Genomic DNA, 18,845 nt, shown 5'->3' with positions numbered 1-18,845 from the left:
GGTCGGACGCGGCGGGGCGGCCGCGTCCGACCCGACCGACCGGTGCCGGACCTTCTCCTCCGGTACCGGCCCGGACCCTTCCGGCCGGCCCGGGCTTCAGGTGCCGGCCCGTCCGGCTTGTCCGCGGCGGGAGCACGGCACCGGGCCGCGGCTCACACCATCGCCCGGCCGAACTCCCGCATGAACGCCCGGCAGAACGCCGGCAGGTCGTCCGGCTTCCGGCTGGTGACCAGGATGTTGTTGCCCTGGTCGCAGATCTGCACCTCCTCGTCGACCCAGGTGCCGCCCGCGTTCTTGATGTCGGTGCACAGGCTCGGCCAGGACGTCAGCGTCCGCCCCCGCACCATGTCCGCCTCCACCAGCGTCCAGGGCGCGTGGCAGATGGCCGCCACCGGACGCCCCTGGGTGAAGAAGTCCCGTACGAAGGACACCGCCTGCTCGTCCATGCGCAGCGCGTCCGGATTGGCCACGCCGCCCGGCAGCACCAGGCCGCCGAAGGAGTCCGCGGAGACGTGGGAGACCACGTCGTCGACGGGGAACGTGTCGCCCTTGTCGAGGTGCTGGAACGCCTGTATCCGACCGGACTTCGTGGAGATGAGCACGGGCTCGTCACCGGCGTCGCGAACGGCCTGCCACGGCTCGGTCAGCTCCACCTGCTCGACGCCCTCGGGAGCCATGAGAAATGCGATACGCATAAGGAGATCCTCGCCTTTCCCCGATTTCCTCGGTTTTCTGTCTTCCCGGTTTCCGGTTTCCTGTGTTCCTCGGTCCTTGTGTGCCTCGGTCCTTGTGTTCCTTGCGTTCTGTGCTCTGGGCTTCTTGTGCTCCGTGTTTCTTGGGTTTCCTGTGTGCCTGGTGCCTCTTTCCGTTCCTTCGGCTCCTGGCGTGCGCGTTCTTGCCGGCGGCCCGGCCCGGGTCCGCCGCTCACCAGCCGCGGGTCGGCGGCTCCGCCAGGTCGGGACCGCCCCGCGGCTGGCCCCCGTCCCGCCGCCGCCCGTGCCCGTCCGCGCGGCTGACCTCAGCCAGCGTGGACCCGGGCTCCTCGGCGACCGCGATGTCGCCCATGCTGACCACGCCCACCAGACGCCCGTCCTCGACGACCGGCAGCCGCCTGATCGCGTGCTCGCGCATCAGGCCCGCGGCCACCGTCACCAAGTCCTCCGGGCCGACCACCACGGGGTTGGGGGTGCACACGGCCCGTGCGCTCACCGTCAGCGGGTCCGAGCCCTCCGCGACCGCCCGGAGGGTGATGTCACGATCCGTGAGCACCCCCAGCACATGCTGTCCGGAGGCCACCAGGACATCCCCGATCCCCTGGGCGCGCATAAGCTGCGCGGCCTCGACGAGCGAGGCGTCCGGCGGGACCATGACCGCGCCCGGCGTCATGACCTCCCTCACCACATCAGCCATGGCAATGGCCCTTCTGCGTCTCCCGGCCGCGGAAGCACTACGTCCCGCGACGATGCCCGCAGTACCCGAGGGACGCTTCTTCATGCCTCACGGCGGGCCCGGACCAGTGCCTCGGCCACCTCGTGGGCATTGGTGTACTTGACGTCGCCCGGCAGTGCCTTGAGCTGCTCCGCCAGCTCGTCCGGGGCGTGCCGATCACGCAGCGCGGCCCGCAGCCGGCCGGGCTTGGCGGGGAACGCCGCCCGGCCCAGGTTCCGTGCCAGCTCGTAGTGGAGCGCGTCCACCGCGCCGGGGGAGCGCTGCGGGGTCACGGGACCCCCCGCCACCTCCGGGTCGTCCTCGGCGCTCGGCTCCGGGTCGTGCCACTCCTCGCTCCGGGTCGGATGCCCGGACGTCAGCAGCCCGCGGAGTTCCGCCTTCATCTCCTCGTCACGGTGCACGCTCAGCCGGTCACTACCTCGTTGCATGCCTGCCTCCAAAGGTACGTAAACAGACGATCTTCGCGTACCCGATGGGGCGCCCGCGACACGGCCGGACGTCCACGACTTGGGTTTCCGGAGCCGTCCACCGGTTTACCCGGTGCTCCGCGGGAGACCCGGATCTTACCCCCTTTGCTGGATATTCAGTGGAAGGAATGGATCATGGCGTTTATCGCCGTGTTCGTGCCGTTTTTCATGCTGGGCGTGCTGGTGGCGCTCGGCCGTTACGAGGAGTTGATGCTCCCGCGGGCCGAGGACGAGCCGGAGGTGCGCGAAGCACCCTCCCCGGTCGTGGCCGGGGTGCGCGACACGGGTCGTGACGCCTGACCACGGGTGAGGTTTCGGGCTCGCCGGACCAGGGCACAGGGAGACCAGTGCTTCGGACAGGAGGCACGTCCGTGGGAGCGGCGTTTTTGCACCCCGGGTGTGTCTCCCCGTACCGGTACACGCACTCCCACGAAGGCCGTTTCACCCGTCTTCTTCTAGGGAGTGGCGACGCGCTATGCGAACCGACACCCGAGCGAAGCACCACCCGCACGACGATGCCCCCGACACCGCCGAGGACTTCCGCCGGCTGACCAAGCTGCCCGAAGGACCCGAGCGCGACGAGCTGCGTGACAAGCTGGTGGAGGCCTGGCTGCCCATGGCGGACCGGCTCGCCGGCCGCTTCCGCGGGCGCGGCGAGTCCTACGAGGACCTCCGCCAGGTGGCCGCCCTCGGCCTGGTGAAGGCCGTCGACCGCTACGATCCGGCGCGCGGCTGCGCCTTCGAGAGCTACGCCGTGCCGACGATCACCGGGGAGATCAAGCGGCACTTCCGCGACCACATGTGGACCCTGCACGTACCGCGCCGCGTCCAGGACCTGCGCAACCGGGTCCGTTTCGCCTGCCAGGACCTGACCCAGTCCGTGTCCGGGCGGCTGCCGAGTGTGCCCGAGATAGCCGAGCGGGCCGGGATGAGCGAGGAGGACGCCCGGATCGGCCTGGAGGCCCTGGACAGCTTCACCGCGCTCTCGCTGGACGCCGAGCTGCCCGGCAGCGAGGACGGCTACGCACTGCGCGACGCCCTGGGCTCGATCGATCCGGCGCTGGACGTCGTCGTCGACCGGGAGTCCGTGAAGCCGCGGCTGCGGGCTCTTCCGGAGCGCGAGCGGGCCATCCTCTACATGCGGTTCTTCGGCGACATGACCCAGAGCAGGATCGCCGAGCAGCTCGGCATCTCGCAGATGCACGTCTCGCGCCTGATCAGCCGTAGCTGCGGCCGGCTGCGGGAGGACATCCTGCACGACCGGGCCATGCCGCAGGCCGCGTGATCCCCCCGCGCCCCGCGGGGCGCCCCCTCCGCGCAGGCGCCGGGCCATCGGCCGACCACCGGCCGGCCGATGGCCCGGACACACCGCGAGGAGCGCGGCACCGCGAGGAGCCTCGGCCGGTGACCCGCCCGGGCCCCCGCGGCCTGCCGGTGGCCGGCGCCGTGCCGCCCCGGCCGCCCGGTGGACCGCCGCGGGACGCCGTCGCCGCCCACACGCTGTCCGGCCCTCCACCCGAGCCGTCGACGCCGGCGAGCGGGCCGCGCCGACGGGGCCGGGCCGGTGGGCCGTCTTCCCACCGGCCCGGTGGGCCGTCCGGCGTGCCGGGTCAGGCGCGGCGGCGCATGGCCAGGGCGATGTGGCGCGCCATCATGTCGACCGTCTGGGCCTCGGCCATCGAGAACGCCAGCCGCGCGCCGGTGCGGAACAGCGTGAGGACGCCCTGGACGGCGCCGTCCCCACCGTCCGCCAGTGGCGCGCACACCAGCGAGGTCACGTTGGCCCGTACCAGCACCGGATCGTCCGACGAGTCCCGTCCGAACTCCTCCGGGTCCTCCGGGCGCACCTTGACGGCCATGGAGCCGCCCCGCGCGGCCTCCACCACCAGCGGGCACCCGGTGGGGTCCTGCTTCGCCAGGGACTCGGCGAGCGTGCCCGCGTCGTCCGGGCCCAGCACCGTGACCCGCCGCAACCGGGCGGCGCCCGACTCCACCACCACCCAGTCCGCGAAGCGGCCGTGCAGCACCCGCGCGGCCCGCCTGAGCACCTCGTCGGGGCCGTCGTCCGTCGGGACGCCGATCAGGGCCGTGGCCATCGAGTCCAGCAGGTCCGTGAGGACCGCGTGCCGGGTCGTCTCGGAGAGGTCGGGCAGGTGGCCCGACGTCTCGGACGGGCCGCCGCGGGGGCCGGTGCGGCCGTGCGCGTCCGCGGGCTGGAGCACGACCAGCACCACGATCCGCGGCTCGTTGCTGGGCCGCAGAGCCGTCAGGGTGGCCCGCACCCGGGCCTTCGGGTCGTGCTGCTGGCGCACCACCAGGCTGCGGTCGCCCTCACCGCGTGCCACCGCCGCCACCTGGGAACGGAACGCGGCACGGTCGGCGTGGGCCAGCAGGCCGGCGAGCGCCCGCCCCGTCGCGTAGCCCGCGCGCACTCCGGTGAGGACGGTCGCCGCGAAGTTCATCCTGCGGACCACCGTCTCGCGGTCCACCAGCGCCACGGCCAGGGGGAAACGCTGGAACATCGCCCGCAGCAACTGCTGCTCCACGCGGTCGCCGGAGGGCGCGGACGGTGCCGACGCGCCACCGGTGACCAGTCGCTCGTACAGTGGCCACAAATGCCCGGCCGCATGGTCGAGCTCGAAGAGCGCCGCGTCGAGGACGGCCCGCAGGTCCCCCTCCGGAACACTCCGGGCGGTCTTCAGCTCGGCGATACGGTGTACGAAGTCGGCAAGCTCCTCGCCGAACTCGTCGGTCTGTGCCATGGCTCGAACTTAGCTGGTGAATCCGTTTTCCGGTGAGGCGAGCGGGAAGCAGTCGGGAGAGGAGGCGAGATCGATGCCGGACTCGGACCATCTGGGCCCCGAGACGCCGGAGTCCGCACTGCCGGGCCGCAGGCTCTCGGACCTGGCCGAAAAGGCGGTGGACTGCACCGCCGGCTGCTGCGGCGCGAGCGCGACGGTCTCCGACGGCGGCGAGCGCCCGGCCGCGGTCACCCATCCGGACCTGTCGGCCCTGGTCGCGGTGCAGTTGCGGTCGGGCACCGGACCCATACCGACGGCCGCCGAGCACGGCAGGCAGGTGGACGCCGTGGACCTGCTGCGCGAGGAGCGCTGGCCGCTGTACCGCGCGGTCGCCCTGGACTCCGGAGTGCGCTCCAGCCTGACGATTCCGTTCCGCCGCAACGGCCTCACCATCACCCTCAGCCTCTACAGCTTCCACGCCGGTGGGCTTTCCGACGCCGGCCACGGCCCGGCCCGGGCACTCGGCGAACTCACCGCCACCGGCCTGGCCCGGGACCGCGCCTACCAGTCGGCGCTCGCCGAACTCGACCACATGGGTGCCGCACTGCGCTCGCGGCCGCTGGTCGACCAGGCCTGCGGCATCGTGATGTACGTCCTGTCGTGCGACGCGGACGCCGCCTTCGACGTCCTGCGCCGTATCTCCCAGGGTACGAACCGCAAGCTCACGGACGTCGCCCGGCGCCTGGTGGACACCCGGGGCCACGGCCTGGAGGAGGAGCTGGAGTCCCTGGCGCCCGGTGCGGAGGGACCCTGACGACGGGGCCGGCCGGGTGAGCGGCCGGCGCCGTGAGCCGGGAGCCGTGAGCCGGGAGCCGGGAGGGTGGTGACGGGCGGTGGTGCGCGGGATCCGCTAGCGGTGTGTGGAGGTGTGTATGCGGACGGCGGCTCATGACGGCCGGGGCACCGTGCGGCAGGGCCCGGACCTGCCCGAGCAGGTCCTGCCGGTGCTGCCCGAGCTGACCGCCGCGGTGGCGACCGCGGCGGCACGGACCGGCGCCGAGCCGCCGGGCGGCGGCCCCCGACTGCTGCAGAGCGCGGTCGGGTACTTCACGCGCCGCGGCCTGGCCGCCTCGCCCGGCACGGTCGCCACCGCCCCCGGTGCGCCGCTGCTGCTGCTCGCCGTCACCGCCGCGCTCGGCGGCGACGTGCTGCTGCCGAGGCCGTGTTCTGCCTGGTGGGCGCCGCAGGCCCGGATGCTCGACAGGGCCGTCTTCCCGGTGGCGACACCCGCCGAGTGCGGTGGCGTCCCCGACCCGTACGCCCTGCTGGAGACGGTGCGCCGGGTGCGCGCCGAGGGCGGCCGGCCACGGGTGCTCGTGCTCTCCGTCGCCGACGATCCGACCGCCACCGTGCCCCCGCCCGAAGTGCTGCACGAGACCGTGGAGGCCGCACTGGGCGAGGGACTGCACATCGTGAGCGACGAGACGCTGCGCGACACACTCCATCAGCCCTCCCGCACCGGGTCGGCCCCGTCCGCCCCCGCGGCCGCACAGCGCGTACCCGTCCACGCGGGCGGGTCGGGACGGACCCGGCCGGCACCGGGGCCGTACCGGGCGGCGGGCCGGCGGGACGACACCGGCCCACGGGACGGTGCGCGGACGCCGGGCGGCGGCGCGGACACCGGGGGAGCGGCCGGCGCGGGAAGGCGCGCCCCGACCGGGCCCGGCGCCCCGCCCGGCGCGGACCACCCCGCGGGCATGGGGCCCGAGGAGGCATCCGTGGTCGTGAGCCCGGCGGAGATGGTTCCGGAAGGGGTGACCGTGATCGCCGACCTCGCCGGGGCGTTCCTGCCCGCCGGATGGCCCGCCGCGGTGGCGCGCTTCGCGGACACGGGGCCGGGGCGTGCGCTGCGGGCCAGGGTCCTCGACGTGCTCACGGCGGTGGGCGGCCGGATCGCCGCCCCGGTCGCGGCCGCCGCCGCGCTCGCCCTCGACGAACCCGAGGAGGTGCGGGCCAGGCTCGCCACCGCCGCCCGGCTGCACGCGCGCACGGCCGGCGCGGCCCACCAGGCGCTACGGGCGGCCGGTGTGCTGGCGCGTCCACCGCAGGCGGGCCGGCACCTGTACGCGGACCTCGCACCGCTGCGGCCCGCGCTGGCGGCGCACGGCGTAAGGGACGCCCAGGAACTGGAGGACTTCCTCACCGCACGGCTGGGCGCCCCGGCGCCGGGCGGGCACCGCTTCGGCGACGACCTCGCGGCGCTCAGGGTGCGGCTGTCCACCGGGCCGCTGCTGGGGGCGACCCCCGAGCAGCGCGCCGAGGCCCTGACCGCGCCCGACCCGCTGGCGCTGCCCCATGTGGCGGTGGCACTCGCCGCGTTCGCCTCGGCCTTCGGCGACCTGCGCGACGGCGGCCCCGGCGGGCCACCCGCGCACCGCCCCTGAACCACCCCCGCACATCCGCGGCGCACCCCGCACCGCCGCACCGGGCCCCGCTGCCGGCACCCGCCGCGTCACGTCCGCCCGCCCCGTATCCGGCGCCACAGGAGAGGGGCCGCGCTGACGAGCACGGTGAGCCCGACGGCCAGCACCACGCCCTCCCACGGCTCGGCGAACAACGAGCCGCCGAGGATGCCGATGAGCTGGTACGTCACCGCCCACGCCAGGCACGCGGTGATGTCGCCGCGGGCGAAGCGGCGCAGCGGCATCCTCGCCAGCAGGCAGGCCAGCATCACCGGGACCCGGCCCGCGGGGATCAGCCGTGACAGCACCAGCACCGGGACCTCGTGCTCGGCCAACCGCTCCTGGGCCTGGGCGAGCCGGTCCTCCGGCGCCCGGTCGCGGATCGCCGCCAGCCAGCGGGAGCCGCCGCGCGAGCCCATGCCCCTGCGCCCCAGCCAGTACAGTGCGACATCACCGAGGAACGCCGCGAGCGCCGCGACCCCGAACACCGCCACCAGCGCGAACGGTGCCGTCTGATGGAGTGCCACCACCCCCGCCGAGCTCACCAGCGCGCCGGTAGGCACCACGGGTACCAGCGCGCCTATCAGCACCAGCAGGAACAGCGACGGGTAACCCACCGCCTGCTGGGTGGACTCCGGCGGTACGAGCGCCACTGCGGACAGCATCAGCGAGCCACCTCCAGGCGGACGCTCTCCCCGTGCGCCGGACGGTGCACGACCACCCCCGGCGCACGCAGCGCGGCGAGCCGCTGGAACTCGGCACCGGGGGAGTGGAACTCGTGCGGACGCACCGCGTCCATGCCGATGGGCCAGTACGTGCCGTAGTGCACCGGAAGCGCGCTGCGCGGCGCAAGACGCGCGAGCGCTTCCACCGCGCGCCCCGCGTCCAGGTGCCCGGGCCCCAGATGGGGCCCCCAGCCGCCGACCGGAAGCAGCGCGACGTCGATGTCGCCGACCGCCTCGGCCATGGTGTCGAAGAGCCCGGTGTCACCGGCGAAGTACGACCGCGCCTCGCCGCTCACCACGTAGCCGAGCGCCGGCGAGCGGCGCGGGCCGATCGGCAGCCGCCGCCCGTCGTGCAGTGCCGGCACCGCCCGCACCCGGAGCGGACCCGCGGCCACCTCGTCACCGGCGACGACCTCCGTGAACCGCAGCCACGTCAGCCGGCGCAGCGCGGGCAGCGCACGCAGCGCGCCGCGCGGCACGAGCACCCTGGTCCCGGCGGCCAGCCTCGCCAGCGAGGGCACGTGCAGGTGGTCGGCGTGCAGATGGGACACCAGCACCAGATCGGCGGCTGCCGCCGAGGGCGGGGGCAGCGCGCCGCCGCGCCGCCGCAGGTGCCCCAGTCGGCGCACGAACAGCGGGTCGGTCAGCACCCGTACGCCGGAATCCCCGAGCGTGCAGGTCGCATGTCCCCACCAGGTGACCTCCACCGGCATCCGCCGCCTCCCACGTCGCCCCGCGGTCGCACCGTTCGGCTGCTCCGGGCGTGTGTGCTCCGGCCGTGCGACTCCCCCCGAGCCTACGGGCAGGGGTAGGGTCTGCGGCGACGCCCGGGTGCGGGGGCGCAACGGGCGCGTGGGGAGGGCACCGTGGGAGACGACGACAGTGCGTCCGGCACGCCCGGCGGTCGCGGCGCGGCAGAGCCGTGCGGCGGCGCAGGGGAGCAGCGGACGCTGCGCGTGACGGCCATCGCCAGCCTGACGCCCCTGGAGGAGCTCGACGAGGACCCGTTCCTCGTCGACTCGCGCAGCCAGCACGCCATGTGCGCACGCTGGGCCGCCGAGCAGGGCTACGTCGTCACCGGCGAACTGCTCGTGCACGGCCTGCGCCCCGACCACAGCGCCCTGTGGGCGGACGCCGACGCCGGCCTCGTCGACCTCTTCGTCGCACCCAGCCGCCGTGTCCTTGAGCGTGCGCTGCGGTCCGTGGACGACTTCACCGCCGAGTGCGCCCGCCGCGGCATCCGCGTCGAGACGGCGGGCCTCGCCGAGCCCCGCTACAACCAGCAGATGAAGGCCCGCGTGCACCGCAGGCTCTCGATGCCGACCGCCGGCTACGACGGCCGCTGACACGGGCCCCCGCCGGTCCGGCCCCCAGCGGCCCGGCTCCTCAGCGGTCCGGCCGCCGCGTCCCGCACCGGCCGTCCCGGCCGCACCGCGCGGCCTTCCGGAGCCGACTACCGTGCCTGGCGTGAAGACACCGGACGTCCTGGACGAGGTGGCCGGGCTCAGGGAGGCCGTCGAGACCGTGTGCGCGGCCGCGCCCTCCGAGGCCCGCCGCCGCCAGATCCGCGCCCACGCCCGCGAACTGGTGCGCGCGCTGAAGCACCCCGAACATCCGCTGACCGTGGCGGACCCGCTGCCCGATGTGCTCCGGGCGACCTCCCTGCGGGCCTACGAGCGGCTTGCGCTCACCGGTGAACTGCGCGACCGCGGCGCCCCACGCCCCACCAGCGAGGCGACGGCGATGGTGCGCTCCGGCGTGATGGTGCTGCTGCAGCGGGCGCTCGGCCTGGACGTCCACCCTCTGCGCCGGCTCGCGGAACTGCCGCGCAAGGACCCGGTCGACACCGCCCGGGGCGAACGGCTGCGCGCCGGTCTGCAGACCCTGGCCGACCACATCGGCCGCCGCACCAAGTGGACCGCGGACGGCGGCCTCCTGACCCGCGGCTACCCGCGCTGGGTGCGGATGCTCGCGCTCGCCTGCGTGGTGCTGGACACCGGCGCGCGGGTGGGCGAGCTGTGCGCGCTCAGGCTGGAGGACCTCGCGCCGGCGCTGGACGAGGTCCGTCTCGTGCGCCGTCCGCAGAACCGCCGCCCCGGCGGCCCGCCGATCGTGGAGATCCACCCGCTGCGCGGGGCGACGCGGGCCGCGCTGCGCCGCTGGTTGCTCGTACGCCGCCTGCTGATGACGGAGCTGACCGGTGGCGCGGACCGGCTGTGGGTCTCGGTGCGGGGCAACCACGACGGCAGGGCCGGCGAGGACTCCGGGCCGCGGTACCGCCCCGCCGGAACCCCGCTGCAACCCCGGGGCGCCGCCCGAGCGTACACGGCGGCCGTGACCAGGGTGAACATCGAGCTGGCCGGCGAGCCGGGCTGGACGCCGCTGCCCGAGCGCATGGAGCAACTGCGCCGGGGCGTGGCGTCGCCCGCGGCCCGCCGTGTCGCGCCCGACCCGGACGCCGGGCACGCCGCCGACCTCGCGGAGCGTCTGGGAAGCGCGGCCCGCCGGCTCGCCGCGCTCCCCGAAGCGCACACCGACGCGACGGGCCGCGCCGCCCGCTACGAGGCCCGCCGGGTGCTGCGCGAGGCATGGCGGCTCGGCACCGCGCACCGCACGCAGCTCGACGTCCTCGGCACCGCGGGCCTGCCCGCCCTCGACCTCCACCGCGCCGGCTTCGAACCCGAACTCCTGCGCGCCCTGGACCGGGCGGCCGGCTTCACCCCGCTGTGAGCACCCGCTTGCGGTCCTGCACGAGTGGCTCTGGGCGGCCGTGGGCGGTGCGGCGGCCGCTGGGCGCGGTGGGCGGTGGGCGCGGTGAGTTCGGCGGGGCCGCTGCCGAACCGCTTCCTCTCCTGCACCGCGAGGATGACCCGGCACGGCGAGCCGGGCCGGGCGTCACACTTCGGACGGGCGTGCTGTCGGGGCCGTCGGCGTCCGACCGGTTGGCCGGTAAGGGCGGAAGGCCCGTCAAGCGCCCGGATCTCGCACCACGCACGTCTCGGATCTCGCACCACGCACCTCCCGCATCCCGCACCACGCATGTCCCGGAAAGGGAGGTGCCCCGATGTGAGCCGCCTTGCATCCGTCTTGTGGCGCGGGGCGGGTCCGATTGCCGCGGGCGCCGGCCGGGCGACGGGTGCCGTGCCGTATGCCTCCTGGCGTGTTACGCCTGGTGGAGGCCGTGGCAGAGGATGTCGAACGCGGTCCGGACGGTTCCCGTCATGTCGGCGCGGGACCGGGCGCCGCGCTCGCCGGTCATGATCCGATGGCGCAGTTCGCGCTGCACGGCGCGGTGGAGACCGGCGATCGCACCGGCCAGCAGGGCGGGCGCGGGAGTGGCTGCCCGCGCCTGAAGGGCGGCTGCCAGTGCGATCTGGGTGCGTTCGGCGATCTCCCGTTCCCGGGCGCGCAGGGCGGGGCTGTCCTGGATGACCCGCCAGAAGCGGAGCGCCTCGTCCGGGTCGGCGAATTCGGAGCGCCCCTGCTCCAGCGCTGTGAGCACATCGTCGCGGATGGCTTCGACGGGGCAGGTGTCGGGCTCGCGGTTGCGGACGAGTGAGGCGAGTTCGTCCTCGACCTCGGCCTGGCGGTCGAAGAAGAGGTCTTCCTTGGTCGGGAAGTAGTTGAAGACGGTCTGTCCGGAGACGCCCGCCCTGCGTGCCACCTCGGCGACGGTGACCTGGTCGAAGCCGTGTTCCAGGAACAGGGGAAGCGCGGCGTCGGCGATCGCCCGGCGGGTCTGCTGCTTCTTGGTCTCGCGAAGTCCCATGCCACAAGCTTAGAGCAACCAAAAGTTTTGAGTGACGCAAAAAATTCCTCTACGGTGGACGTGCTGCCGCTCCGGCGACCCGCCGGAGCCCGTGCGCCTTCCTGCCCCCATGCCGTCCCGAGGAGTCAGCCATGTCCACCACCGCTTCCGGGGCGCCCCCGACCGCCCCGCGTGCCATCCGCTGGGTCATGCTGGGCGTGCTGCTCGCCATGCTGTTGTCGATGCTCGACAACATGGTCGTGAGCACCGCGATGCCCACGGTCGTCGCCGACCTGGGCGGCCTGTCCGCGCTGCCCTGGGTCGTCACCGCCTACACCCTGGCCACCGCCGTCACCACACCTGTGTGGGGCAAGTCCGGCGACCTCTTCGGCCGCAAGCGGATGTACCTCGCCTCCATCGCGGTCTTCCTGATCGGCTCCGCGCTGTGCGGGGCCGCCGACTCGATGGGCGCCCTGATCGCCTTCCGCGTGGTCCAGGGCGCCGGCGCGGGCGGTATCGGAGCGGGCGCGTTCGCGCTCATCGCCGCCCTCGTTCCGCCCCGCGAGCGCGGCAGGTACCAGGGCATGACCGCCTCCGTGATGGCCGCCGGCACCATCGGCGGGCCCCTCCTCGGCGGCTTCGTCACCGACCACCTCGGCTGGCGGTGGGCCTTCTACGTCAACCTGCCGCTCGGGCTGCTCGTCCTGGCCTGGCTCCAGGTGATGCTCCGCCTGCCCGCGCAGCGCATCAGGGCGAGGATCGACTGGGCCGGCATCGCCCTGTCGGGCATCTGCATCTCCTCCGTGGTCCTGGGCACCACCTGGGGCGGCGACCGGTACGGCTGGGGCTCCTGGCGGATCACCGGCCTCGGCCTCACCGCCGCGGTGTCACTCCTCGGCTTCCTCGCGGTCGAGCGCCGGGTGAGCGAACCGCTGCTGCCGGTGCGGGTCTTCACCGGACACCGCAACTTCCCCGTCGCCGTGGGCATCCTCTTCGCCGTCGGCGTGGTGATGTTCGGTGCCGGCCTGTACCTGCCGCTGTTCCAGCAGACCGTTCAGGGCGCCTCGGCCTCCCACTCCGGCCTGCTGATGCTGCCGATGACGCTCCCGGTGGTCGTCGTCTCCACGGTCGCGGGCAAGATCATGTCCGCCACCGGGCGCTACCGCGTCTTCCCGATCGCGGGCGCCGCCCTGATGGCGGTCGGGCTCGGACTGCTGGCCACCATGAACGCGGAGACCTCCCGCCCGCTGACCGCCCTCTACATGACCGTCCTCGGCGCCGGCCTGGGGCTCTGTACGCAGATGGCCGGCACGATCGCCCAGAACGCCGTCGAACCGCGCGACATCGGCGCCGCAGGCAGCGCCCTCAACCTCTTCCGCACCATGGGCGGCTCGATCGGCGTGGCCGTCTTCGGCGCCCTGTTCAACCACGCGCTCGCCGGCCACGCCGGCAACGTCCAGGGCTGCGCGGCCGGATCCCGAACGATCTTCATGGTCGCGGCGGCGGTCTGCGCCCTCGCCTGCGCCGCCGCCCTGCTCATCATTGAGGTCCCGCTCCGCACGGCCGGCGGACCCGCCGCTCCCAAGCCCACCGCCTGCGACGGGCAGCCCGCGACCCCCTGAAGGCACCACCGCACAGGGTCGGACGGCGGCGGCTACGGCACCGCACCGCAGACCACCCCACCGACACCACCGGCACCACACCGTACGTCCGCTGCCCGGCGCCCGCTGCCTGCTGCCCGGCGCCCGGCGCGGGGTGCGCCGCGCCTCTTGCCCCGGTGGCTGTTAACAGGCCCCGGCGCCTACGGGGCCCGGTGGCCCGCCCCGTCCGGCCGACCACCTCACCTGCGCCCGTGCGCCCCGTCGTAGCGCCTGCGCATCGCCCCCCGCGCCCCGCGCGCCCCGGTGGCCCTGGGCGGTCTGGTTACGCTGGGGCGGGTCCGTGCGCTTGGTGACGGGCGGACGGTGACCTGCGGTGCGGGAGCCGTCGAGGTGTCAGGAGGGGGCCGGGCGGGTGCGGATGAGCGAGGGTATTGGGATGAGCGCGGCGTGATCGGGGCGCGGTGGCGGCGGGCCGGCGGCGCCCTGTGGCGGATGATCGTGGTGTGGGCGGTCGCCACCGTCACCATGCTGGTGCTCGCCGGTCTCCTGCCCGACTTCCGTTTGCAGTCCGCGCACGGTGACAGCGCCACCCGGATCGCCGTCACCGCGGCCCTCGGCGCCGGCGGGTTCGGCCTGCTCTCCGCGCTGGTCTGGCCGCTGCTGGTGCGCGCCCTGCTGCTGGTGCCCGCGCTGGTGCTCGGTCTGCTGGTGTTCTTCCTCAACGGCTCGCTGCTGCTGCTCGCGCTGCGGCTGAACCCGGCGGGGCGGGGCGGGGCCGCCTGGGAGACGGCGGTGGTGGTCGCGGCGGCGATGTCCGCGGTGGCCTCGGCCACCGGCACGGCGCTCGCGGTCCGCGACGACGATGCGTACCGCCGCCGGCTCTACCGCCTCGCCGACCGCCGCCGCAGGCGCACGGGTGATGCCTGCCCGTCCACCCCGGGCACGGTCTTCGTCCAGCTCGACGGCGTCGGCCACGACGTCCTGGCGGACGCGGTGCGGCGCGGCCTGCTGCCCACCGTGGGCGGCTGGCTCGGCCGGGGGGACCCGGCGGGCGAGGCGGTGCCGCCCACCCACCGCCTCACTCCCTGGTCGACCGACTGGTCCAGCCAGACCGGTGCCAGCCAGCTCGGCATCCTGCACGGCACGAACCACGACGTCCCCGCCTTCCGCTGGTACGAGAAGGACACCCGCGAGGTGATGGTCTGCAACCACCCGGGCAGTGCGCACGAGCTCCAGTGCCGTGCCGTCGCACGGACGGGTGACGCGGGGCTGCTCGGCACCGACGGCGCGAGCCGCGGCAACCTCTTCGACGGCGGTGCCCGGCAGCTCGCGCTGGTGCTGTCCATGGCGGCGCGGCGCGGTCCGCGCAACCGGTCGCGCGCCGGTTACTTCGCCTACTTCCGCGATCCGGCCAACGCGGTGCGCACCGCCGTCTCGTTCGCCGCGGAGGTGGTCCGCGAGTGGGGGCAGTCGGCGCGGGCGCGGCTGCGCGGTACGGAGCCGCGGGTCGGCCGCGCTGGGCTGTATCCGCTGATCAGGGCCTTCGCCACCGTGGTGGAGCGGGATGTGGTGGTGGCCGCGGTCGTCGGCGACCTGCTCGCGGGCCGCACGGCGATCTACGCGGACCTGGTCGGGTACGACGAGGTGGCGCACCACTCGGGTCCGCACAGCAGGGACGCGCTCAAGGTGCTCCAGCGGCTGGACCGCTCGCTGGCGCTGATCGCCAAGGTCGCGGGCCATGCGCCGCGGCCGTACCGGATCGTGGTCCTCTCCGACCACGGGCAGAGCCCCGGCGAGACCTTCTTCGGGCGGTACGGGCTCACGCTGGGCGAGCTGGTCAGGGCGGGGTGCGGGCTGCCGGTGCCGCGGCGGGCGGCGGGGGTGCTGCCGGGCGCGGGGCGGCGGGGGAGCGGGCGGGGCGGTGCGGAGGCGCGCAGCGCGGCCCGTGCGGCGCTGCGCCGGCCGGCGCAGGAGGCCGCCGGACGGCAGCCGCCGGGGCGGCGCAGTGAGCCCGTGGTGCTCGCCTCGGGCAACCTGGGCCTGGTGTCGTTCCCCGAGGTGGCGCACCGTATGACCCGCCAGGAGATCGACCGGCGGTATCCGGCGCTGCTGTCGGTGCTCGCGGGGCATCCGGGGGTCGGATTCCTGCTGGTCGCCGACGAGGAGCACGGCGGGGTGGTGCTCGGTGCGGGGGGTGTGGCGGTGCCGCTGGCCGCGCTGGAGGAGGATCCGGGGCCGCTGGCCGTGTTCGGGCCGGGTGCGGCGGCGGCCGTGCGCCGCACGCACGCCTTCCCGCACACCGCCGACATCATGGTCAACTCCCGGTACGACCCGCAGGCGGGCGAGGTCCTCGCGTTCGAGGAGCAGATCGGTTCGCACGGCGGTCTGGGCGGTGCGCAGTCGCGCCCGTTCCTGCTCTCGCCCCTGGTGCTCTCCGATCCGGTGGGGGAGGGGGCCTCGCTGGTCGGCGCAGAGCGGGTGCACCTGGTGCTGCGGCGGTGGCTGGCGGAGGCCGGTGGGTCGGGGGACGCGGCGAAAGGTGCGGTGGGTGGGCTGCCCCGGCGGCGGGGCGACGGCGCGCGGGTGGGCTGAGGTACGGGTGGCCGAGTGGTGCGGGTGGTTGTCGGGGGTGCCGCGCCGGTGGGTGGTGGTGCGGTGTCGGCCAGGGGGTGAGCGGGTGTCCGGGGCCGCCATGTGATCGGATGGGGCCGACGGAAGCTCTGCACAGCCTGGGAAGGGAAGACCGCCGTGGCGACCACGCGTTCCGCAAGTACCGTATGGGAAGGCAATCTGATCGATGGCCGGGGCCAGGTGGCCTTCAACTCCTCCGGTATCGGCCAGCAGCAGGTGACGTGGGCCTCCCGCGCCGAGGAGGCGAACGGCAGGACCAGCCCGGAGGAGCTGATCGCGGCCGCGCACTCCAGTTGCTTCTCCATGGCCCTCTCGCACGGCCTGGCGGGGGCGGGGACGCCTTCGACACGGCTGACGACCTCGGCCGAGGTGACCTTCCAGCCGGGTACCGGCATCACCGGTATCCACCTGACGGTGGAGGGCGAGGTTCCGGGGATCGACAGTGCCGCGTTCATGGCCGCGGCCGAGGAGGCCAAGGCCAACTGCCCGGTCAGCCAGGCGCTGGCCGGTACGACCATCACGCTGACGGCGAAGCTCGCCTGATTCCGGTCCGGGGCGCCGCGGCGTCCCGGACCGCGGCCCGTGGTGCCGTGCGTGCACCTACGGGTGCGTGTGCATCCGCTGCCGCGGACGCCCTTCGGGGGGTCCGCGGCAGCGTCGTTTGCGGGGCGGGGCGGGGCGGGGCGTCCGCGGGGGCGGGAGCGGGTGGAAGCGGGGCGTGCCGGGGCCCGCGCGGGGTACTCGCGCGGTCCGGGCGGGCATGCTTGACAAGAGGGCGCTCAAGTTTTCTGCTGGAGTGTGAAGGAAGCCGGGTCGGCGGAAGGGGACGAAGATGGCACGCGCGGTCGGGATCGACCTCGGTACGACGAACTCGGTGGTCGCGGTCCTGGAGGGCGGCGAGCCGACGGTCGTCGCGAATGCGGAGGGTGCGCGGACCACCCCGTCCGTGATCGCCTTCGGCAAGAACGGCGACGTGCTGGTGGGTGAGGTGGCCAAGCGGCAGGCGGTCACCAACGTGGACCGCACCGCCCGCTCGGTGAAGCGCCACATGGGAGAGGCGGACTGGCGCTTTCCCGCGCAGGGCAGCATCGACGGCTCCCGGTACACCGCCCAGGAGCTGTCCGCGCGTGTTCTGCAGAAGCTGAAGCGGGACACGGAGTCCTACCTCGGCGAGGACGTCACGGACGCGGTGGTCACCGTACCGGCGTACTTCGACGACGCGCAGCGGCAGGCCACCAAGGAGGCCGGCGAGATCGCCGGACTGAAGGTGCTGCGGATCATCAACGAGCCGACGGCGGCCGCGCTCGCCTACGGCCTCGACCGCGGCGACGAGCAGACCGTTCTCGTCTTCGACCTCGGCGGCGGCACCTTCGACGTCTCGCTGCTGGAGATCGGCGAGGGCGTCATCGAGGTGAAGGCCACCAACGGGGACACCCAGTTGGGCGGTGACGACTGGGACCAGCGCATCGTCGACCACCTGGTGAAGCAGTTCAAGAACGGGTACGGCATCGACCTGGCCGAGGACAGGATGGCGCTCCAGCGGCTGCGCGAGGCGGCGGAGAAGGCGAAGATCGAGCTGTCCTCGTCGACCGAGACCACCATCAACCTGCCGTACATCACGGCCTCCGCCGAGGGCCCCCTGCACCTGGACGAGCGCCTGACCCGCGCCCAGTTCCAGGAGCTCACCGCCGACCTGCTGGAGCGCTGCAAGAAGCCCTTCCACCAGGCGGTGCAGGACGCCGGGATCGAGCTGTCCACGGTGGACCACGTCATCCTCGTCGGCGGCTCGACCCGGATGCCGGCGGTCACCGACCTGGTCAAGGAACTCACCGGCAAGGATCCGCACAAGGGTGTCAACCCCGACGAGGTGGTCGCGGTCGGTGCGGCCCTCCAGGCGGGCGTGATCCGCGGCGACGTGAAGGACGTGCTGCTGCTCGACGTCACGCCGCTGTCCCTGGGCATCGAGACCAAGGGCGGCATCATGACCAAGCTCATCGAGCGCAACACGACGATTCCCACGAAGCGTTCGGAGATCTTCACCACGGCCGCCGACAACCAGCCGTCCGTGGGCATCCAGGTCTTCCAGGGCGAGCGGGACATCGCCGCCTACAACAAGAAGCTCGGTGTCTTCGACCTCACCGGCCTGCCGCCCGCGCCGCGCGGGGTGCCGCAGATCGAGGTCGCCTTCGACATCGACGCCAACGGGATCATGCACGTCAACGCGAAGGACCTGGCCACCGGGCGGGAGCAGAAGATGACCGTCACCGGCGGCTCCGCGCTGCCGAAGGACGACATCGACCGCATGGTGCGCGACGCCGAGCAGTACGCCGATGAGGACCGCCGGCGCCGGGAGAGCGCCGAGACCCGCAACCAGGCCGAGCAGCTCGTGTACCAGACCGAACGGTTCCTCGCGGACAACCCGGACCGGGTGCCCGCCGACACCAGGAGCGAGGTGGAGTCGGCGGTCTCCGAGGTCAAGGGCCTGCTCGACGGCGACCCCTCCGACACCAACACCGAGCGGCTGCGCACCAGCGCCGAGCGGCTGGCGGCGGTCAGCCAGAAGATGGGGCAGGCCATGTACGCGGGCGCCCAGGGGGCTTCGGGCCAGGAGGGCGCGACGGGCGGCGCCGGGCCGTCCGGGCCCGCGGACGCGGGTGCGGGTGCCGGCTCCGAAGGCCCGGAGGACGTGGTCGACGCGGAGATCGTGGACGACGATCGGGACGGGCGTGACGAGCGCGACGAGCGCGGCGGCGCTGCCTGACGCACTGTCCCCGGCGGCGAGCACGTCGTGGACCGCGTCGACGAGGAGCGCCGGGCAGGGCTCGTGGCCGTGCGGCAACGGGTCGATGACGTGCAGGACGTCATGGCGGGGGCGCCGGGCGGGGGACGGCCCGGGGGCGGGGCTCGGGCGGGTCATGGCCGGGCGGTGGACGACGGCGGGCGTCGCGGGGCCGGGCGACCGCGGGTGCGGGGGCGCGGGCTGTGGCAGGCTGGGGGGACCGTCGGCGGAGAGGATGCGGG

General features: G+C 74.3%; 17 protein-coding genes. 10 read left to right on the top strand and 7 right to left on the bottom strand.

All coding sequences use genetic code 11. The features are described from left to right. Positions 1-152: 152 nt before the first annotated feature. The 3 genes from IE313_RS33575 to IE313_RS33565 form a co-directional block, all read right to left on the bottom strand. Positions 153-695: a type 1 glutamine amidotransferase domain-containing protein gene (locus tag IE313_RS33575; protein WP_189939004.1), complete on the bottom strand. Its 543-nt coding sequence runs from the start codon at positions 693-695 to the stop codon at positions 153-155. A 229-nt stretch (positions 696-924) separates the two neighbouring features. Next, positions 925-1,410: a CBS domain-containing protein gene (locus IE313_RS33570; protein WP_189939002.1), complete on the bottom strand. Its 486-nt coding sequence runs from the start codon at positions 1,408-1,410 to the stop codon at positions 925-927. An 80-nt stretch (positions 1,411-1,490) separates the two neighbouring features. Continuing rightward, entirely contained in the window at positions 1,491-1,877 is a 387-nt protein-coding gene (locus IE313_RS33565; protein WP_189939000.1) for a DUF2795 domain-containing protein, read from the bottom strand. Between the two features lie 174 nt (positions 1,878-2,051). Here IE313_RS33565 and IE313_RS33560 point away from each other — a divergent pair, with 174 nt between their 5' ends. Then, the gene (locus tag IE313_RS33560; protein ID WP_189939009.1) at positions 2,052-2,216 is read left to right on the top strand and encodes a hypothetical protein; all 165 of its coding nucleotides are present in this window, start codon (positions 2,052-2,054) and stop codon (positions 2,214-2,216) included. Positions 2,217-2,391: 175 nt separating this feature from the next. After that, positions 2,392-3,201 carry an RNA polymerase sigma factor SigF gene (locus IE313_RS33555; RefSeq protein ID WP_189938998.1) on the top strand — a complete coding sequence of 270 codons (810 nt, stop codon included), beginning with the start codon at positions 2,392-2,394 and terminating at the stop codon, positions 3,199-3,201. A gap of 325 nt (positions 3,202-3,526) precedes the next feature. Here the strand turns inward: IE313_RS33555 and IE313_RS33550 are convergent, their stop codons facing one another. Beyond that, complete coding sequence (locus tag IE313_RS33550; RefSeq protein ID WP_189938996.1) at positions 3,527-4,678, bottom strand: PAS domain-containing protein; 1,152 nt, start codon at positions 4,676-4,678, stop codon at positions 3,527-3,529. 73 nt (positions 4,679-4,751) lie between these two features. On the opposite strand from IE313_RS33550, the gene IE313_RS33545 reads away from it, so the two are divergent. Further along, a complete protein-coding gene (locus IE313_RS33545; protein WP_189938994.1) occupies positions 4,752-5,471 on the top strand; it encodes an ANTAR domain-containing response regulator in 720 nt (239 codons plus the stop codon). Between the two features lie 118 nt (positions 5,472-5,589). Further along, positions 5,590-7,101 carry an aminotransferase class I/II-fold pyridoxal phosphate-dependent enzyme gene (locus tag IE313_RS33540; RefSeq protein ID WP_229925164.1) on the top strand — a complete coding sequence of 504 codons (1,512 nt, stop codon included), beginning with the start codon at positions 5,590-5,592 and terminating at the stop codon, positions 7,099-7,101. Positions 7,102-7,169: 68 nt separating this feature from the next. On the opposite strand, the gene IE313_RS33535 is transcribed toward IE313_RS33540, so the two are convergent. Continuing rightward, positions 7,170-7,784, bottom strand: a complete 615-nt coding sequence (locus tag IE313_RS33535; protein WP_189938993.1) for a DedA family protein — start codon at positions 7,782-7,784, stop codon at positions 7,170-7,172. Continuing rightward, positions 7,784-8,557 carry an MBL fold metallo-hydrolase gene (locus IE313_RS33530; protein ID WP_189938991.1) on the bottom strand — a complete coding sequence of 258 codons (774 nt, stop codon included), beginning with the start codon at positions 8,555-8,557 and terminating at the stop codon, positions 7,784-7,786. Before IE313_RS33530 ends, IE313_RS33535 begins: the two co-directional genes overlap by 1 nt. Positions 8,558-8,710: 153 nt before the next feature. On the opposite strand from IE313_RS33530, the gene IE313_RS33525 reads away from it, so the two are divergent. Together IE313_RS33525 and IE313_RS33520 are read left to right on the top strand one after the other, a co-directional pair. Further along, a complete protein-coding gene (locus tag IE313_RS33525; protein WP_373317119.1) occupies positions 8,711-9,190 on the top strand; it encodes a hypothetical protein in 480 nt (159 codons plus the stop codon). A gap of 121 nt (positions 9,191-9,311) precedes the next feature. After that, on the top strand, positions 9,312-10,574 hold the full coding sequence (locus IE313_RS33520; RefSeq protein WP_189938990.1) for a hypothetical protein: 1,263 nt from the start codon (positions 9,312-9,314) through the stop codon (positions 10,572-10,574). A 433-nt stretch (positions 10,575-11,007) separates the two neighbouring features. Here IE313_RS33520 and IE313_RS33515 read toward each other — a convergent pair whose 3' ends face one another. After that, the gene (locus IE313_RS33515) at positions 11,008-11,613 is read right to left on the bottom strand and encodes a TetR/AcrR family transcriptional regulator (protein ID WP_189938989.1); all 606 of its coding nucleotides are present in this window, start codon (positions 11,611-11,613) and stop codon (positions 11,008-11,010) included. Between the two features lie 131 nt (positions 11,614-11,744). Between IE313_RS33515 and IE313_RS33510 the strand changes: the two genes are divergently transcribed. From IE313_RS33510 to dnaK, 4 genes are all read left to right on the top strand, one after another. Further along, complete coding sequence (locus IE313_RS33510; protein WP_189938987.1) at positions 11,745-13,214, top strand: MDR family MFS transporter; 1,470 nt, start codon at positions 11,745-11,747, stop codon at positions 13,212-13,214. 471 nt (positions 13,215-13,685) lie between these two features. Then, entirely contained in the window at positions 13,686-15,785 is a 2,100-nt protein-coding gene (locus IE313_RS33505) for a phage holin family protein (RefSeq protein ID WP_189939006.1), read from the top strand. 156 nt (positions 15,786-15,941) lie between these two features. Beyond that, entirely contained in the window at positions 15,942-16,367 is a 426-nt protein-coding gene (locus tag IE313_RS33500) for an OsmC family peroxiredoxin (RefSeq protein ID WP_189938984.1), read from the top strand. Positions 16,368-16,656: 289 nt separating this feature from the next. Further along, on the top strand, positions 16,657-18,585 hold the full coding sequence (gene dnaK, locus IE313_RS33495; RefSeq protein WP_189938983.1) for a molecular chaperone DnaK: 1,929 nt from the start codon (positions 16,657-16,659) through the stop codon (positions 18,583-18,585). Positions 18,586-18,845: the final 260 nt, after the last annotated feature.

The sequence above is a fragment of the Streptomyces sulfonofaciens genome (assembly GCF_014656295.1).
Taxonomy (GTDB): domain Bacteria; phylum Actinomycetota; class Actinomycetes; order Streptomycetales; family Streptomycetaceae; genus Streptomyces; species Streptomyces sulfonofaciens.
The sequence above is the reverse complement of the archived record's forward strand: the minus strand, read 5'-3'. Positions and strand labels throughout refer to the sequence as shown.

What these genes read in the sequence shown, in the direction of transcription:
- IE313_RS33510 (WP_189938987.1), top strand. Translation starts at nt 11,745, where the DNA reads ATGTCCACCACCGCTTCCGGGGCGCCCCCGACCGCCCCGCGTGCCATC.
- IE313_RS33570 (WP_189939002.1), bottom strand. Translation starts at nt 1,410, where the DNA reads ATGGCTGATGTGGTGAGGGAGGTCATGACGCCGGGCGCGGTCATGGTC.
- IE313_RS33550 (WP_189938996.1), bottom strand. Translation starts at nt 4,678, where the DNA reads ATGGCACAGACCGACGAGTTCGGCGAGGAGCTTGCCGACTTCGTACAC.
- IE313_RS33540 (WP_229925164.1), top strand. Translation starts at nt 5,590, where the DNA reads ATGCGGACGGCGGCTCATGACGGCCGGGGCACCGTGCGGCAGGGCCCG.
- IE313_RS33545 (WP_189938994.1), top strand. Translation starts at nt 4,752, where the DNA reads ATGCCGGACTCGGACCATCTGGGCCCCGAGACGCCGGAGTCCGCACTG.
- IE313_RS33505 (WP_189939006.1), top strand. Translation starts at nt 13,686, where the DNA reads ATGATCGTGGTGTGGGCGGTCGCCACCGTCACCATGCTGGTGCTCGCC.
- IE313_RS33555 (WP_189938998.1), top strand. Translation starts at nt 2,392, where the DNA reads ATGCGAACCGACACCCGAGCGAAGCACCACCCGCACGACGATGCCCCC.
- IE313_RS33530 (WP_189938991.1), bottom strand. Translation starts at nt 8,557, where the DNA reads ATGCCGGTGGAGGTCACCTGGTGGGGACATGCGACCTGCACGCTCGGG.
- IE313_RS33515 (WP_189938989.1), bottom strand. Translation starts at nt 11,613, where the DNA reads ATGGGACTTCGCGAGACCAAGAAGCAGCAGACCCGCCGGGCGATCGCC.
- IE313_RS33535 (WP_189938993.1), bottom strand. Translation starts at nt 7,784, where the DNA reads ATGCTGTCCGCAGTGGCGCTCGTACCGCCGGAGTCCACCCAGCAGGCG.
- dnaK (WP_189938983.1), top strand. Translation starts at nt 16,657, where the DNA reads ATGGCACGCGCGGTCGGGATCGACCTCGGTACGACGAACTCGGTGGTC.
- IE313_RS33560 (WP_189939009.1), top strand. Translation starts at nt 2,052, where the DNA reads ATGGCGTTTATCGCCGTGTTCGTGCCGTTTTTCATGCTGGGCGTGCTG.
- IE313_RS33565 (WP_189939000.1), bottom strand. Translation starts at nt 1,877, where the DNA reads ATGCAACGAGGTAGTGACCGGCTGAGCGTGCACCGTGACGAGGAGATG.
- IE313_RS33575 (WP_189939004.1), bottom strand. Translation starts at nt 695, where the DNA reads ATGCGTATCGCATTTCTCATGGCTCCCGAGGGCGTCGAGCAGGTGGAG.